The sequence below is a fragment of the Nostoc sp. PCC 7107 genome, from assembly GCF_000316625.1.
Lineage (GTDB): Bacteria > Cyanobacteriota > Cyanobacteriia > Cyanobacteriales > Nostocaceae > Nostoc_B.
Genome location: NC_019676.1, coordinates 354,725 through 370,367, shown reverse-complemented (window position 1 = coordinate 370,367; position 15,643 = coordinate 354,725). Strand labels below are relative to the sequence as shown.

Sequence of the window (15,643 nt, the reverse complement as noted above, 5' to 3'; positions counted from 1 at the left end):
GACAGTCAAGAGTAGTAAGGCAACACGGAGTAGGGGTTTCGCCCCCTGTGATTACATTTACATGATTACGGAATCAAAACCGGAAAGCCGCCCTCAATGCACCTACTATCAAAGTATCGTTAGCAGCATTATGATCGGGATTGAATACAACTAGTAAGCCTGGTGTTAAAGACAAACGATCATTGAGTTGGGCGCGATAAAAAAGTTCGACGTGCAATGATGTATCGTTGCGTCCTCCTGGCGTTCCCCCATTGGAAAAGTTAGGAAAATTGAAGCCATCGGGTAAGTTACTCGAAGTAATTTTTGGCGGTTGTCCAACCAAAATACCACCCAAATTACCAGCCCTACCTAAATTAGGCAATGCAGCAAATAACATCCAGTTAGCAGTTTCTACACTACCAGCAAGATTTACTGGTTTAGATGAAGAAAAACCACCCCAACCGCCTAACTGCAAATTATCATTGACACGCCAGGCGACCGTAGCACCAACAGCATGAGTATTAAAAGCTGTACTAGGTGCAAATGGTGAAATTAATTGCGCGTCACCAATACCAGTACCGAGCAAATCGTTGGGGGAATGAGAATATATGTAATCTATGCCGATATCTAAATTATCGGTGGGTGCGACAGTGAGTTGTGCGCCTGCGCTATATCTACCACCAAAAAATCCAGCAGCATTGCTATTACCAGGAAAACTGGGAATTTCTGAAGTATATACACCTTGCAAACTGATGCGATCGCTAATTTCCCAGTCAAAACCGATACCACCAGTACCGTTACCAATATTCAAAATTGGGTTACGCTGACCAAACTGAGAAATTGCACCATCTCCTGAACCTTCTAACGGGTTAATTCCCCGAAAGGTAGTAGCTGCATTCACCCCAGCCGAACCCACCACAACTCCCAAATTATCTGCTAGTAAAAACCGATAAGATAAGTCATTAAGAACTACTTGATTATCTGTATTTGACTCAAAACTCAATCGCCCCATGTTGTGAGAAACTAACGAGGCATTAGAACCTAAATTTCCTGCTGATAGCCCTGTAATTAATAAATCTTTACCCGTGAAGGAAGTTGCTAAGGTTAACTGTACGCTATCCGTAAAAGTGAGACTTGTCTTACCTTGACGCTCTGGCACACCATCTCTAGGAAACAAATCAACATTAGTCGTATTTGTTCCTTGAAGACTAAAAATAGCTTGCCCAAATAGTCTAGTAGTTGTAGAAAACTTATGAGAATTTAATTCAACATTTTTATTTTCTAAAACATCAATACGTTGTATTACTTCCTGTAATTCAGTTTGAAACTCAGTCTGTAATCTTTGTATTTGGTCTAATTCTGCTTGACTAACGCTATTAGCTTGATTTTTATTAATTAATTCCTGAATATGATTGAGACAAACATTTAAACTATAGGCAAATTCATAACGGTTTACAGCACTGTTACCTAAATAATTCTCGTTTTTTCCGGCTATACAACCATAGCGCTCAACTAAAGACTGTAAAGCACTAAAAGCCCAATCAGTGGGCTGCACATCATCTAGTTGTGATACTGATGTCACTTGAGACATCTGCTCATCTGAATCAGATGTGTCAGAAAACTCTGGTATGGCGGGAGATTCTGGAGAAATTTGTAGTTGCACAGATGGTGATAGTTGTGGTGTGGTTTCTGCTGGTAGTTCTTGGTTGGCGGAATTTTGCCAACTATTATTTTTATGAATTTTATTAAGTAAATTTTGATACTTGTTATTTACTTCCGGAGCAATTGCATCCGAAGTGCTTTCAGACTGTATGAATTCAGGTGATGTGATTTCAGCAGGTGGAGAAATTGGAGATAAATTCTCTTCTGTTAGCTGCTGTACCCCTTTTTCTAACTGAATTACAGGCTGCTCTGGTAAATTAGACGGTGGAGATGTTTGCCCGGCTGTCAATACGCCTAGCATCAGTAGACTTAAGTCACTCATGGTATATCTGTTGACTAACACCAATATTTCTTTTGACAAAGTTTTTTAGTGTTCTTCAGGATATTTCTGTATAAAAAGTTATAAAAAAATCTTGAATTATGAAGTTTGAAGTGTGAAATTCAGTTTAGGGGTATGAGAAGAAGAAGAAGCTACACCATGATGATGAGCAATGCCCACAGTGTAAATATCAAATTTTGACAAAATTTTTTGTATTGCTCGCCTGGCTTTAATTACAACAAAGCAGCTGGTGCAATCTGTATGGTTAAAAAAATTCAGGGTGTAGGGGTTGAAGTAAATCAAATGATCACTAAACCCTAACACCCAGTTTTAACAACTAACCTTTCTGGGTCAGTCCTGAATTAAGATTATGCCGGATAAATCCTTAAGCGACGATTAGGTTCTTCGCCAAAGCTATGGGATTTGAGACGATAGTGTTCTACCAACTCATGCTGCATTTTGCGAACTTGGGGAGAACGAGGCAATAACTCAACTGGTTGTCCTTTAGGAATCACAATTTGCTCAACCGCAAGTCTAGCTTCTTCCAGGGCATCAATTTCGTCATCACTACCGCTGTGCAGAAAAAGTTGCAGTTCGCGGTCATCAGCAATTTCTGGTTCATCCATATTCAGCAAGCGCCGCAGTCCACGGGTAATTTGCGGAATAGTACTAGCCTTGATCATGTGGATGGGTAGATGTCTGGCTTTAGCTACTTGCCGAAGTTTAGCGTGGTTTTTGACATGCGATCGCAATGCTAAAATTGAATCTGCACTATCGATATCTTTTGTCAATACCACAGGCAAAGTCAACACGCTAATTACCTGTTCTAGTTGATGGCGACTCACTCCATAAGGATAAACGTGCAGTGGCAAATCTTCTCCGTTGGGGCCAGCATTCTTCGTCAGGGCGAAATCAATGCTGTCGGAGTAGTTAAAGGATTCCTCTAGCAAGCGGTCAAACTCGCTTTGTCCAATTGCCTTTTCTCTTTCTACAGTTAATGGTGGTAGTGCTACCATCTGTCCGGATGCACGCCAGCCAGTAGGTTGTCGCCCGGAGGAAAAAGTTTCTTCCCCACTGGCTAACTGTCCGCCACGACCATTAACCACAGATAACTGCCTAGTCATTGCAACTTTGCCGTTATCATCCACAGTGCGTGTTTGTGGGCTTGGTTGCCTTCCACGCAACAAAGTATCTACTGTGTCAGCAACACTTTCATGCACTACCCAACGCTGTCGTTCTAACATTTCTACAGCAATCTCAAAGGTAGGCGGAGCTTTGCGTTCTAACACCGTTTTTTGCGAACCGCGCCTTCTGGCTTCGTCGTCTCCCAGTGTCACAGCCTGAATACCACCAACCAAATCAGAAAGTGTGGGGTTTTTGATCAGGTTTTCAATTTGGTTCCCATGAGCAGTACCTACTAATTGCACACCGCGTTCGGCAATGGTACGCGCGGCTAAAGCTTCCAGTTCTGTGCCGATTTCATCAATGACAATGACTTCTGGCATGTGGTTTTCCACTGCTTCAATCATGACTTGATGCTGAAGTTCTGGATGCGCTACCTGCATTCGTCTAGCACGACCAATGGCAGGGTGGGCAACATCACCATCTCCAGCAATTTCGTTAGAGGTGTCGATAATTACTACTCGTTTGTTTAGCTCGTCTGCCAACACACGGGCAATTTCCCGTAATGCAGTAGTCTTACCCACACCTGGACGACCCAGCATCAGAATGGATTTACCTGTTTCTACCAAATCGCGGATCATGCTAATAGTACCGAATATTGCACGACCGACACGACAGGTTAAGCCAATTATCTTACCATTACGGTTGCGGATGGCACTGATCCGATGCAAAGTTTGCTCAATTCCTGCTCGATTATCTCCGCCAAAGGTTCCGACTCGCTGAATGCAATCATCTATTTGTGCTTGAGTTACGGGTATTTCACTCAGATACTCAGCTTGATTAGGAAAGCGAGCTTCTGGGCGACGACCCAAATCCAAGACTACTTCAACTAAATTATCTCGCTGAGGATGATTTTCTAGTACTTGTCGCAAGTCTTGAGGCAAGATGTCTAATAACTTTTGGAGATCGTCTTTAATCGTCATGCTTTCTATAGTGACGTTTTGAGAGATAACGAACGAGCGATTATCGCTCCTGCTGTGACTTGATCTGGGAAACGAGAGAATGGGCAAGCGCTACAGCTTCCCACAATAAGTCTGGTTCTGCTTCCAGGTGGACAGTCGCTTTGACACTGGTGTTATTCACCTCCTTATTCTCCAGCTGTTCGAGAATTGGTGACAGTAATACACGGGCATAGCTCCCGTATGCGACTCCAGCAATTGAGGCAGAGGGGCAGAGGGGCAGAGGAGCGGAGGGGAAGGAAGAGTCTTTCACCCTTGCTCCCCTGCTCCCCTGCTCCCTGGCTTCTTTAAGTAGTCCCATTGCCTTTAACTTAGCAACGGTGTAGCTATTTGTGCCACCTGCTAATTGCACATATCCCGGTAAATTAGCTGCCAAAACTTTTTGTCCTAATTTGACTGCCGCCTGGGTGGTACCATCTCCAATATCACCACTCATAGGACGACCATCGGTTTGCCAAATTAAGGTGTGCGGACGTGGGGTAATTAGCTGATAAATTGCATTTAGGTATTCAATCATGCCTTCGCCATCGGGACAGCTGATCGCCAATAACTTCAGTTGTTCAGCCCAAGGTGAAATCGCTTGCCATAATTTTTGAAATTCTTTGAATCGTCCTACTTGGGTGTGAATTTCTACGGCATCTACTCCCGTGGAAATTACCATTGGCGCGATCGCCTCTGGTGTTGACATATAAGAACTACTATAAATTATACCGTATGGGCATATTGGGATGCAACGACCGCAACCGTAACATTTGTGAGATTCTACTCCCGCAAAATTATCTTGTGTTCGGTTAAATGCGATCGCCTGTGCCGGGCAAACTCGCTCACAAGGTCTGGGACAATCGGAGGGACACTGAAGGGCATCAAAATCAGCTTTACGAAAATGCGGGTCTTCACCATCATTCAAGCTCACCATCAACAAAGGTGAGCCACCTTGATAGTTGAAGCTTCGCTGTTGCGCTTCCATTGTCAGGGTTTTAGCTACTTGCAGTGCTGCTTGGGCTGCTGCTATTACCGCCGGATCAGCAGCCACATCTATACAGTCAGCACCGGCCAAAGTGTAGGCCAATGTTAAACTTCTGACTGCTGGCAAGTGTTGGTAGCTGGCTCCACAAATCAGCTTGAACCAGTGACCTTTTTCCAAAGAATGTAAGGGGGCAAACAAATCAGTCACATCTCTATTATGCTTTTATGTAACTGAAAATAGTAGTCTTTAATCAATAAAAATTTTGTTGACACTATTCTTGATGTTCTGAGTAACCAGAATCTCATTTTTGACAGATTATGTCAATGAACTGCTGTAAAACATTCCCTTGTTCCTAATAAAAATAAAGATATATGTTTTTATATTAACAATTGTAACTTTAATAGCTTTATTCCTTTTTGCCTATTCCCTGATTTCACCAGTAAATAAGAACTCAAATCGGGTAACTATATTTACCACTGAGGCATCGATGCAATAAAATCAATGACTAATTGTTGTGCCAGAGGTTGAGAAAAAAGATAACCTTGGGCAAAATCACAGTTTAAACTTCTTAATTTTTCTACTTGTTCTTTAACTTCTACTCCTTCAGCAATCACAGTCATTCCCATTGATTTCGCAATACTGATAATTGTTGGTACTAATCCCATATTATTTTGAGAAAACTGCATTCTTGTAATAAAAGATTTATCAATTTTTAATGCGTCTAAAGGTAAACTATGTATATAGCTGAGAGAGGAATAACCAGTACCGAAGTCATCCATCACTAACTTAATATTACGCTGTTTAATTTCTTCAATAATTGCTCTGACAAGATTAGTATTTTCCATAATGACACTTTCAGTAATTTCTAGTTCTAAATTTGATGGATTTACTTGAGTTTTATTAATAATTTGATCAATCTGTGTAATTAAGTTAGCTTGAGTAAAAAGACGCGCACTTAAATTTACACTAAGAGTTAAATTTTTTGGCATGGCTGGATGAGCTTGCCAAATTCTTAATTGATTACAGGCTGATTGTAAAACCCAGATGTCGATATCATTAATTAAACCTGTTTCTTCTGCTATGGGGATAAATTCTGTAGGAAGTATGAGACCACGAATTGGGTGTTGCCAACGCAATAGAGCTTCAAATCCCGCCACTCTACCTGTATGCAAGTCAATAATGGGCTGATAGTAAATAATTAGTTCTTCTCGTTCAATAGCTCTACGCAAATCATTTTCTATTTCTAGGAGTTGGATGGCTTCCTGATACATTGCGGGGTCAAAAACTTTATATCTACCTTTTCCTTGGGCTTTAGCCCGATACATTGCTGTGTCAGCATCACGCAATAAATACTCTGGTTTTTCGTAATCTTTATTACCCCAATTAATACCAATACTAGCATTCATGAATACTTCATATCTAGACAATTTAAATGTCATAGATAACTCTTGCAGTAAGGATTCTGCCACTTGGATAGCAGAATTCATATCTGTAATATTTTCTAAAAGAATACCAAATTCATCCCCACCTAATCGTGCTAGAGTATCATCTGGGTTGAGACATGATTGTAGACGACGTGCAATAGAAATGAGTAATTCATCTCCGACAATATGACCTAGGGAATCATTAACAACTTTGAAGCGATCGCAATCTAAATACAGTACAGCAAACTGATATTTTATATCTTCTCTAGCGAGGTTGAGAGCTTTTCCTAGCTGTCTTAAAAACAAAACTCGATTTGGTAATCCAGTCAGGGAATCATGTAGAACAATATCTAGCAATTTATCTTGCAGTTTTTGCCGAGAAGAAATTTCTCTTTGAAGTTTTTGGAGAGCATTTTCTAGTTCCCAAGTGCGAGATTTTACTCTTTTTTCTAGTTCCGTATTAAGTCTTAAGATTTCTAAGCGTGCTTCTCGAAGCTCCAGTTGATTTTGGACACGTATCACAACTTCTTCAAACTCAAAGGGTTTAGTAATATAATCTACTCCCCCCAATCTAAAACCTTTAATCTTATCGAAAACATCATCTAAAGCACTAATAAAAATTACGGGAATATCTGCGGTTAAATCCCAGTTCTTAAAACGCCGACAAACTTCATAACCATCAACTTCCGGCATCATAATATCGAGTAAAATTAGATCCGGTAAAACTGTTTGACAAGCAGTTAAGGCCATTTGCCAGTTCAAAGCTTTACGGACGTTGTATCCTTTTCTAGCCAGTAGAGAGGATAAAACCCTCAAATTATCTGCCTTGTCATCAATTATTAAGATATCTTTTTTATCCGGGTCTAACTGCTGGTAATTCATTATGTCTTGCTTCTAATCAATTCCATAATTTTCTTAAACTGATATTTATTAGCTAAATCTTTTAAAGCTCGGTACATTTGATTGTAATCTTATCCTTAAAATACTTTCCTATGGGATTGCAGATTTCATTTTCTGCCCTGCATATTTGTGAAATGAGCATTTTGCTTGCTTTACAAGCATCATCTTTTAATTCAGTAATTTCGCGTTTTCTTGCTGCGTAGCTAACTTTTGATTACTGTATTCTGTTTTGGAATTTAGAGATCAGCTAACAGATTGATCATCAAACTCATTTGCAAGACAAAAAACTTAAATATAACTAATATCATAGGTATTTTGCCATAAACTTTGGTAATGAGGAGGTTAAACGATTTAGCAAACTGAATTTGGGATGACATTTTTGCTGAATTTTTCCCTAACTCCAATTTTTGACAACTCAAGTCATATCAAAAACATGTTTTGATCAGGGTTATTACCATTTGTAAGGTTCAAAACCTCAAACGATATTACTATTTTTAGTATAAAGATTTACTTTTGCCAAGTTCTACGCATACATAGCATAGACAGATTCATGATTATACTAAATTCCCAAGCCTTGCCATAGCACCTAAGTTTATCTAAATCTAGCTCGGTGATAGATCAAAAGGAATGTTTAGCCAAAATCAGCAATTAACACTTATTTACCCAATTCTCTGGGATAAAAGTTGAATTTAGATATTTTCAGTAAATTACTCTACAATCATTGCACTTGCAACTACAAGGCTGAGAATAAATATTCAAATGGTGCTGGTAAGCAAAATTGCATATTAGCTTAAGAGTAATGGAATTATTTATGGCGTTGCTGATTGAGGGGATGATTTTTGTCTCACGCAAAGGCAAGGCAGCGCGTTGGGCGGGTTTCCCGACTTGTTCGCTGAAAGCGTTCCCGCAGGGTAGCGACTGCCGCGCAAAGGCGCAAAGAGCAAGAGTTTGAAAATTATAATTTTATGATTTCATCCCGCATTTATGCAACGCCTTATTTATTTTAGTAAAATTTAAATTTTATTAAAATATGTCAGAAGTTATTGCAATTTTATCGCCAATTTGCAACGTTTTGCCAGATTCTGATGCAGGCAATCTGGTATTCACACTCAACCGATAAAAATGATTAAAATATGATGAATCTACATACTCTGGCAATGTTAATTGTCGCTTATAGATGAAGATTTTTTGAAAATTTGGGTAAGCTGTGGCAGAGTCAGGATGGCGTGTTGGTACTATACAACGCTGACATGGGTTGACTCCATAAAACAGCACATTTCCCACTCTAAAGGAGACTAATTTACCAGCTTCCCTAAATAATTGATCTTCCCAAAAAGGAGGTACACCTGCAATTTCGATGTTGGCACGTAAACGACGGCGCATTTCGTCAACACTTATACCAGGAAACCAAGAAGCTACTTCTGTTAAAGTTGCTGTACTAATTACTGTTGGCCCAGGAGAGTCTGTATCATCAGGAAAGCCCATCAATGAGTTTTGCTTTATGGTAAGAGGAAACCCAAAAAAATCACTTAAAGTGGTGGCTAATGTTTGTTTTTCTACATCTAAATTAAAAACTTGTGGCAAATTATAGTTGGGAATTTTTAGAGAGAGAATTTTGTTGGAAATGCTAAATTGCGCTTCTCCAAAGGGGCTTGGGTAATACGCCCGCAGTAAATGAATTTTGGGATGACGCTTACCATTAACAAATTTATTTTTTGCATCAAAAATGGCGAATTCACGATCGCCCTTTAATGCGCCACTAGACAAAACCTCGGCTTGTGGCACCTCTACCCCATCTAGTGACTTAATCGGGTAAATTAAGATTTTGGCTAGGTATGGCATTCCAGGATGACTCGGTTATGGATACAAGGGTGATTTATCAATACCACCAACATGATTTAGTGGCCAAAAGCGCAGTACAGCCCGGCCGATAATATTGTCACGAGGTACAACACCCCAGCAACGGCTGTCGTAACTACTATTACGGTTGTCACCTAATACCAAGTATGAATTTGGTGGTATGGTCTGAGGGGCTGACAAAAAAGCTGGTTGTTGTCCCGAAGTGCAAACATCAACTACTGTACGCTGATTAGAACTCAGATAGTTTTCTTCGGCGAGAGGTTTGTTATTGATATAGACTTTACCATCCCGCAGTTCGACTGTTTCTCCTGGTAAGCCAATTACACGTTTAATAAAAGCATCTTGATATTGTTCTTTTTTGAGTTCGTCAGTGGGGGAAAAAACGACAATATCTCCTCGTTGGGGCTTGGCAAACTTATACTTCAACTTATCAACAATAATCTTGTCTGCTTCCCACTGGTTTTGGGTACCATGCAAAGTGGGTTCCATAGAGCCAGACGGAATCCAGCGAGCTTCGGCGACAAAAGTACGAATACCAAGGGCAAGAACAATACTTAATACAACTGTTCTACCTAGCTCGGCAATCCAGGAATTATCGGGTTTTTGATTAGAATTTTGATCAGACACTTGATTTTGCATGAAAGTACTGAAGTAAGGAAAAGTGTAGGAATTAACTAGCTCAAGGAGACTCTATTTGTAAATTTTAACGGGAGAATTAGGTTTTCTACGCTGGTTGTAACATCTTCACAGACAGATTCATAAGTTAAAAATAAACTTTTTTTTAATCAGCTGCAAAAATTAAACATCAAAAACGCCACAGAGTTTACCCTAAAATCAGAGTTCTCAGTAACACATAACTCCTTGAGTAATTATTTTTAACTCCATGTTATCTTCACAAAGTTTATTAATTCGCCACGTTCGCATTGTTCTACCCAATGGTGAATTCATGGTTGGGGACGTACTCACACGCGATCGCCTTATCATGGAAGTGGCACCAGAGATTGCTGCTACCATTGCAACCAGAGAAATTGACGCACAAGGGTTAACTTTGTTGCCAGGCGTTATCGATCCGCAAGTCCATTTTCGTGAACCAGGACTAGAACATAAAGAAGACTTGTTTACCGCCAGTTGTGCCTGTGCTAAAGGTGGTGTCACTTCGTTTTTAGAAATGCCCAATACCCGCCCTCTGACTACTACCCAAGCAGCATTAGATGACAAACTCCAACGTGCTGCTAGTAAATCTGTAGTGAATTATGGCTTTTTTATTGGGGCAACGGCAGAGATACTGCCAGATTTACTCACAGCCCAGCCGACATGCGGCATTAAGATTTTTATGGGGTCGATGCACGGTCAGCTACTTGTTGACCAAGATGCAGTCTTAGAAGCTATTTTTGCTCAGGGAAATCGCTTAATTGCCGTTCATGCCGAAGACCAAGAACGCATTAACCAAAGGCGACAAGAATTTGCTGGCATTCATGACCCAGCAATTCACTCCCAAATTCAAGATAATCAAGCTGCCCTTTTAGCCACACAAAAAGCCTTAAATCTTGCTAAAAAATATCAGCGTCGGCTACATATCTTACATCTTTCCACAGCCGAAGAAGCAGAGTTGTTGCGTCAAGATAAGCCCAGTTGGGTAACGGCTGAGGTGACACCACAGCATTTGTTATTAAATACCAGTGCCTATCAAGATATTGGCACTTTAGCCCAGATGAATCCACCATTGCGATCGCCCCACGATAATCAAGTTCTCTGGCAAGCTTTACGTGATGGTGTGATTGATTTTATCGCCACAGACCACGCACCCCATACCTTGGCAGAAAAAGCCCAAGAATATCCCAATACGCCTTCAGGTATGCCGGGGGTTGAGACTTCTTTACCTTTGATGTTAACTGCGGCAATGGAGGGCAAATGTACTGTAGCTCAAGTTGCTCACTGGATGTCGCAGGCTGTGGCACAAGCATATCGGATTCCCAACAAAGGAGCGATCTCCCCTGGTTACGATGCTGATTTAGTATTAGTAGACTTGGATGCTTACCGCCCAGTTCGCCGCGAAGAATTGTTAACTAAATGTGGTTGGAGTCCCTTTGAAGGTTGGAACCTCACCGGTTGGCCTGTAACTACGATTGTTGGGGGACAGGTTGTTTATGAACATAATCAGGTCAATACTGACGTGCGCGGTCAAGCTTTAAATTTTTTGTCATGACTACCGAACTCAACTGCCCTACTTTAGTAGGACTTACATAAGAAAACGAAAAATCAAGGGTTGAGACAAGGGTATAGGGGTGTTAATGTTTACTCTTACCCCTTAAACTCAGTCTCAACACATAACCTGGGTGCGTAAGTCCTGATTACGTATAAATACTAGCATTGAGATTTTGAAGAGAAAAATTGAGTGTTTATACGAATTAAAATCGTATAAATACTATGTTACTTGGTTAAAAATATTTAGGCTTTATCAAGAGTTATCAGTGTGAATATAAGATTTTCTTTTAAAAATACTTATTTAAATTACTTTATCTCATAATTTGATCATTAATTACTTTTTAATTGCAGATCCTCGTTTTAACTTGGGAATACTAAGTCAATGGATAGATGACACGATGACGATGGTGATCGTCAATCTTTTAACCTTTCTCAACTAGTCTTTTGTGTTTAACTATCCGGATTTTTCAGCTAAAAAATGAAGAGAATTAATAGGGTTAAGTAAACGGGCAAATTTCTGTGAAAACTCAGTTTTATACATATATAAATTTTATATGCAGTTAATTTGGACGATCTTAAAACCTATTTTTTACACGGCTGATTGATTTTTTCTATCCAGTTGCTGCTTTAAAAGCCAGCAGCAGCAATGCAAACGGAGTTAGAACTAAAAAACTAGCATCCAATTAAACACACTAAAAGAAACAATTTACTGAGTTAATCAAAGGAAGGTACAAAGGAAAACAGAATACAAGTATATCAAACAAATGTACCAGTATTTACTGGCTAAATGAAAGTCATCTGTACATGAGCCTTCTCAGAAAGATGATTCCCTAGACAAAAAATTAAAGTCATTTCTAATTTGAATGTAATTTACCTTGAGTGCCTGCACTCAAAAAATCTGGCAATTTGCTAGATGTCACTCTCCAAAGGATTGTTTCATTCAAAAGCTTTGACTAAATATTACCGACATCTACAGCAATATTATCTGCGAGCATACGCCCAACTTAGCTAAACGCAGTAGCTAGTAAATGTCAATCAAGGCCAAATTCCTATTGCAAAGTATTTCATTGATTTTTGAATAATGAAGGCAGTAATGTTAGTCAATTTCTTCGATGAACGCGGTAGTGGTAGATAGAACGAGTGTATTATCCGCCCTCGGCTATCGGCAAAATTTTGTAGTGTCATCAAAATGCGAGGCTGATTTGGTTAGGACACTAGTCCTTGTAGTTCAGTTAATGGAACCACATCCAGAAAATCCTCTCAACCTACAGCAATGAAGTATGAATTTTGAGCGGCAAGTTTTGTCGCTCACACTTCTTTTGGGTGGGATAATCTACACAACTTCTGCCTACCCATAATACCAACTTGTACAGTTAGTGATGCGGATAGTTAAAGTATTAATCAGGTAAGAGTCGAATCCTATAGCGATCGCCAGTTTACACAGCATCTCAGTCAGTGGGTAAAGCGATCGCACTTGAAAAACTGTATACTATCAACCAAATAATTCGTTGATATTGCAATGCAGTGGTATGATCTCGGCCTGACGATTACCATTGTCTCCATTTGTTAATCGCAGACGCAGATAAATATCTGGCTGGTAAGGCATTCTTTGAGCCCACTCTATCGCTACAATTCCTGGTTCTATTTCACTAGCTTCCCAATAGCTTTCTAAATTTAAAGCGGCAACTTCTCGTGCTTCTAAGCGATATAAGTCCAAGTGGTAAAGAGGTATGCGTCCTTGAGTGTATTCATTAATCAAAGTAAAAGTCGGACTGACAATTGATTCTGTAATTCCTAAACCTTGACCAATGCCTTGCACCAGTGTAGTTTTACCAGCGCCTAAGTCTCCTTCTAGCAAAATAACGCTACCTGGAGTCAAAGTTTGACCTAGTTTTATGCCCAAATCTAGGGTTGCTTGTACATCTGCAAGAAAAATTTTCATTATTGCTCAATAGTCAATTATTTACTCACTATGGATTTTTGACTATTAACTTGGGACTAATTATCATTTTCCATGATGTGTGCCACTGTACCACCGCAACAACACTTTAGCTAGTTTTTGGGGATTGTGACGTACAACACCAGTTTCATCTTCATATAATACATTAGCTAAAACAACCCGTCGCCCTAATAACGATACATCTTCTCTATCTAAGAAAACCGGATGAGAATTTTGTTGGGCATAGCGAATGATTGACTGGGGAGAAGGTGATTTTTTGTGTACCAATACAGCATCAAATAACCGTCTTTGACCACAAGCAGCATCAATTGCTCTGATATGGTCAGCAACAGTATATCCTTCAGTTTCTCCTGGTTGGGTCATAATATTGCAGACGTAGATGCGGGGGGCTTTGGTGGCGGCGATCGCATTCGCAATTTCTGGTACTAGTAAATTAGGAATCAAGCTGGTATAAAGGCTACCCGGCCCAATAATAATATAGTCAGCATCTTTGATTGCTTTAATTGCTGCGGGTAAGGCTGGTGGATTAGCTGGTGTGCAGCCAATTTTAACTATTTTACCACCAGCTTTGGGAATGCTCGATTCCCCATCTATCCGGCGGCCATCTGCTAATTCTGCCCACAAGCGAACATCGCTCAGAGTTGCTGGCAAAACTTGTCCCCGCACTGCTAATACTTTGGAACTAGCCGCCACAGCCCGTTCCAAATCGCCAGTAATATCACTCATAGCAGTTAAAAACAAATTGCCAAAGCTGTGACCAGTCAAACCATCGCCAGCCCGAAAGCGATATTGGAATAATTCAGTTAATAGCTTTTCCTCATCTGCTAATGCTGCTAAACAATTGCGAATATCTCCGGGAGGTAGCACACCAAATTCTTGACGCAACCGCCCAGAAGATCCGCCATCATCAGCGACAGTGACGATCGCACTAATATTAGCACTATAAGTTTTCAGTCCCCGTAGCAAAGTTGAAAGTCCTGTACCACCGCCAATGACTACAATTTTTGGCCCACGGTACAAGCGCCGATGGGCTAACAGAACATCTATTAGTTCTGCTTCACCTTCTTTTTGAAACGCCTGAGTAATTGAGCCAACAGTGCGGGTTTGTCCCCACAACAGCAAAAGTAAGCCGCCCAGCAGTACCAAAGGGCCGCTGATATAGTTGGGTAAGATGTTGGTAATGACTCCCAGAAAACCCCTCAACAATTCCAACAGCCAAAAAATTGGGGTCAACTTCACCCATATAGCTAACCCCAAACTTGCCAAAAATACACCACCAACGCTGATAAGTAACCAGCGTTTGACTGAGAGTCCTGGAGATAACCACTTAAACCACTGGTTAACCCGGTGAGATGTGCGGCTGCGCGACTGCTGTTGCAGGGCGTTGAGGGCTTGTCTGAGAAAACCAATTGACATACCTGATTTAAAGCAGTGCTACAAACTAATGAATAAAAGAACATCTACACTACCTGGTTTTAACACCAAGTGTGTCATTATTAAATATTTAAATGCTTTGAGACTTACAATAAGTCATCAAAGTTGCCAGTCTGGACAAGGGTTATAGGGGTGTGGGATGTAAGTGAGCAAAACCCTGATAACCCTATATCCTTAACCTTTAATACCCCAGTCTCAACAAATAACCTTTTTACGTAAGTTCTGCTCAGTAAAACAATACCCTGGCTTGGTCAAAGTTAGTTTAATGGAAAAACGAATTTTAGGTTTTGATCCTGGATTAGCCATTTTAGGATTTGGCGCAATTACTTGCAAACAAAGCCCTAGCAAGATACAGGACACAACGGTAGATATGGTGGACTTTGGGGTAATTAGAACCTCAGCAGATGCAGAAATGGGTCAGCGCCTGTGTACCTTGTTTGACGATTTGCACACCCTGATTCAGGAATTACAACCAGACTTAGTTGCGATCGAAAAGCTGTTCTTTTATCGTATGTCAAGTACTATTCTTGTGGCACAAGCCAGAGGCGTATTGATGTTAGTTTTGGGACAACATCGCCTACCATATCTAGAATTTACTCCAGCACAAATTAAACAAGCCCTGACTGGATATGGCAATGCAGATAAATCTGATGTCCAAGCAGCTGTAGCGCGAGAGTTGAATTTAGAGACTATTCCCAAACCAGACGATGCCGCAGATGCTCTGGCGGTAGCTTTAACAGCATCATTTCAAATGTGATTGTCTCTCTTTTACCACTAATATTTATTTCGGAT

Annotated in this window: 10 protein-coding genes; 2 read left to right on the top strand and 8 right to left on the bottom strand. The window is 40.4% G+C overall.

The genetic code is table 11. From position 1 onward, the window contains the following. Positions 1-73: 73 nt before the first annotated feature. The 6 genes from NOS7107_RS01620 to lepB all read right to left on the bottom strand — a co-directional run bounded on the left by NOS7107_RS01620 (position 74) and on the right by lepB (position 9,891). Complete coding sequence (locus NOS7107_RS01620; RefSeq protein ID WP_015111245.1) at positions 74-1,963, bottom strand: iron uptake porin; 1,890 nt, start codon at positions 1,961-1,963, stop codon at positions 74-76. Between the two features lie 365 nt (positions 1,964-2,328). After that, positions 2,329-4,065, bottom strand: a complete 1,737-nt coding sequence (locus NOS7107_RS01610; RefSeq protein ID WP_015111244.1) for a R3H domain-containing nucleic acid-binding protein — start codon at positions 4,063-4,065, stop codon at positions 2,329-2,331. Between the two features lie 40 nt (positions 4,066-4,105). Then, complete coding sequence (gene ldpA, locus NOS7107_RS01605; RefSeq protein WP_015111243.1) at positions 4,106-5,275, bottom strand: circadian clock protein LdpA; 1,170 nt, start codon at positions 5,273-5,275, stop codon at positions 4,106-4,108. Positions 5,276-5,538: 263 nt separating this feature from the next. Continuing rightward, complete coding sequence (locus tag NOS7107_RS01600; protein WP_015111242.1) at positions 5,539-7,374, bottom strand: GGDEF domain-containing response regulator; 1,836 nt, start codon at positions 7,372-7,374, stop codon at positions 5,539-5,541. Between the two features lie 1,041 nt (positions 7,375-8,415). Next, the gene (locus tag NOS7107_RS01595; protein WP_015111241.1) at positions 8,416-9,234 is read right to left on the bottom strand and encodes an MOSC domain-containing protein; all 819 of its coding nucleotides are present in this window, start codon (positions 9,232-9,234) and stop codon (positions 8,416-8,418) included. Between the two features lie 15 nt (positions 9,235-9,249). Then, on the bottom strand, positions 9,250-9,891 hold the full coding sequence (lepB, locus tag NOS7107_RS01590) for a signal peptidase I (protein ID WP_015111240.1): 642 nt from the start codon (positions 9,889-9,891) through the stop codon (positions 9,250-9,252). Positions 9,892-10,135: 244 nt separating this feature from the next. Here lepB and NOS7107_RS01585 point away from each other — a divergent pair, with 244 nt between their 5' ends. Then, positions 10,136-11,458 carry a dihydroorotase gene (locus tag NOS7107_RS01585; RefSeq protein ID WP_015111239.1) on the top strand — a complete coding sequence of 441 codons (1,323 nt, stop codon included), beginning with the start codon at positions 10,136-10,138 and terminating at the stop codon, positions 11,456-11,458. 1,491 nt (positions 11,459-12,949) lie between these two features. On the opposite strand, the gene NOS7107_RS01580 is transcribed toward NOS7107_RS01585, so the two are convergent. Both NOS7107_RS01580 and yvcK read right to left on the bottom strand, forming a co-directional pair. After that, positions 12,950-13,399: a bifunctional alanine racemase/tRNA (adenosine(37)-N6)-threonylcarbamoyltransferase complex ATPase subunit type 1 TsaE gene (locus NOS7107_RS01580; RefSeq protein WP_015111238.1), complete on the bottom strand. Its 450-nt coding sequence runs from the start codon at positions 13,397-13,399 to the stop codon at positions 12,950-12,952. A 63-nt stretch (positions 13,400-13,462) separates the two neighbouring features. Beyond that, on the bottom strand, positions 13,463-14,833 hold the full coding sequence (gene yvcK / locus NOS7107_RS01575; RefSeq protein ID WP_015111237.1) for a gluconeogenesis factor YvcK family protein: 1,371 nt from the start codon (positions 14,831-14,833) through the stop codon (positions 13,463-13,465). Between the two features lie 283 nt (positions 14,834-15,116). Between yvcK and ruvC the strand changes: the two genes are divergently transcribed. After that, the gene (gene ruvC, locus NOS7107_RS01570) at positions 15,117-15,608 is read left to right on the top strand and encodes a crossover junction endodeoxyribonuclease RuvC (protein ID WP_015111236.1); all 492 of its coding nucleotides are present in this window, start codon (positions 15,117-15,119) and stop codon (positions 15,606-15,608) included. Positions 15,609-15,643: the final 35 nt, after the last annotated feature.

Coding starts and splice junctions, on each gene's coding strand:
- NOS7107_RS01620 (WP_015111245.1), bottom strand. CDS start 1,963: ATGAGTGACTTAAGTCTACTGATGCTAGGCGTATTGACAGCCGGGCAA.
- NOS7107_RS01610 (WP_015111244.1), bottom strand. CDS start 4,065: ATGACGATTAAAGACGATCTCCAAAAGTTATTAGACATCTTGCCTCAA.
- NOS7107_RS01600 (WP_015111242.1), bottom strand. CDS start 7,374: ATGAATTACCAGCAGTTAGACCCGGATAAAAAAGATATCTTAATAATT.
- NOS7107_RS01595 (WP_015111241.1), bottom strand. CDS start 9,234: ATGCCATACCTAGCCAAAATCTTAATTTACCCGATTAAGTCACTAGAT.
- lepB (WP_015111240.1), bottom strand. CDS start 9,891: ATGCAAAATCAAGTGTCTGATCAAAATTCTAATCAAAAACCCGATAAT.
- NOS7107_RS01585 (WP_015111239.1), top strand. CDS start 10,136: ATGTTATCTTCACAAAGTTTATTAATTCGCCACGTTCGCATTGTTCTA.
- NOS7107_RS01580 (WP_015111238.1), bottom strand. CDS start 13,399: ATGAAAATTTTTCTTGCAGATGTACAAGCAACCCTAGATTTGGGCATA.
- yvcK (WP_015111237.1), bottom strand. CDS start 14,833: ATGTCAATTGGTTTTCTCAGACAAGCCCTCAACGCCCTGCAACAGCAG.
- ruvC (WP_015111236.1), top strand. CDS start 15,117: ATGGAAAAACGAATTTTAGGTTTTGATCCTGGATTAGCCATTTTAGGA.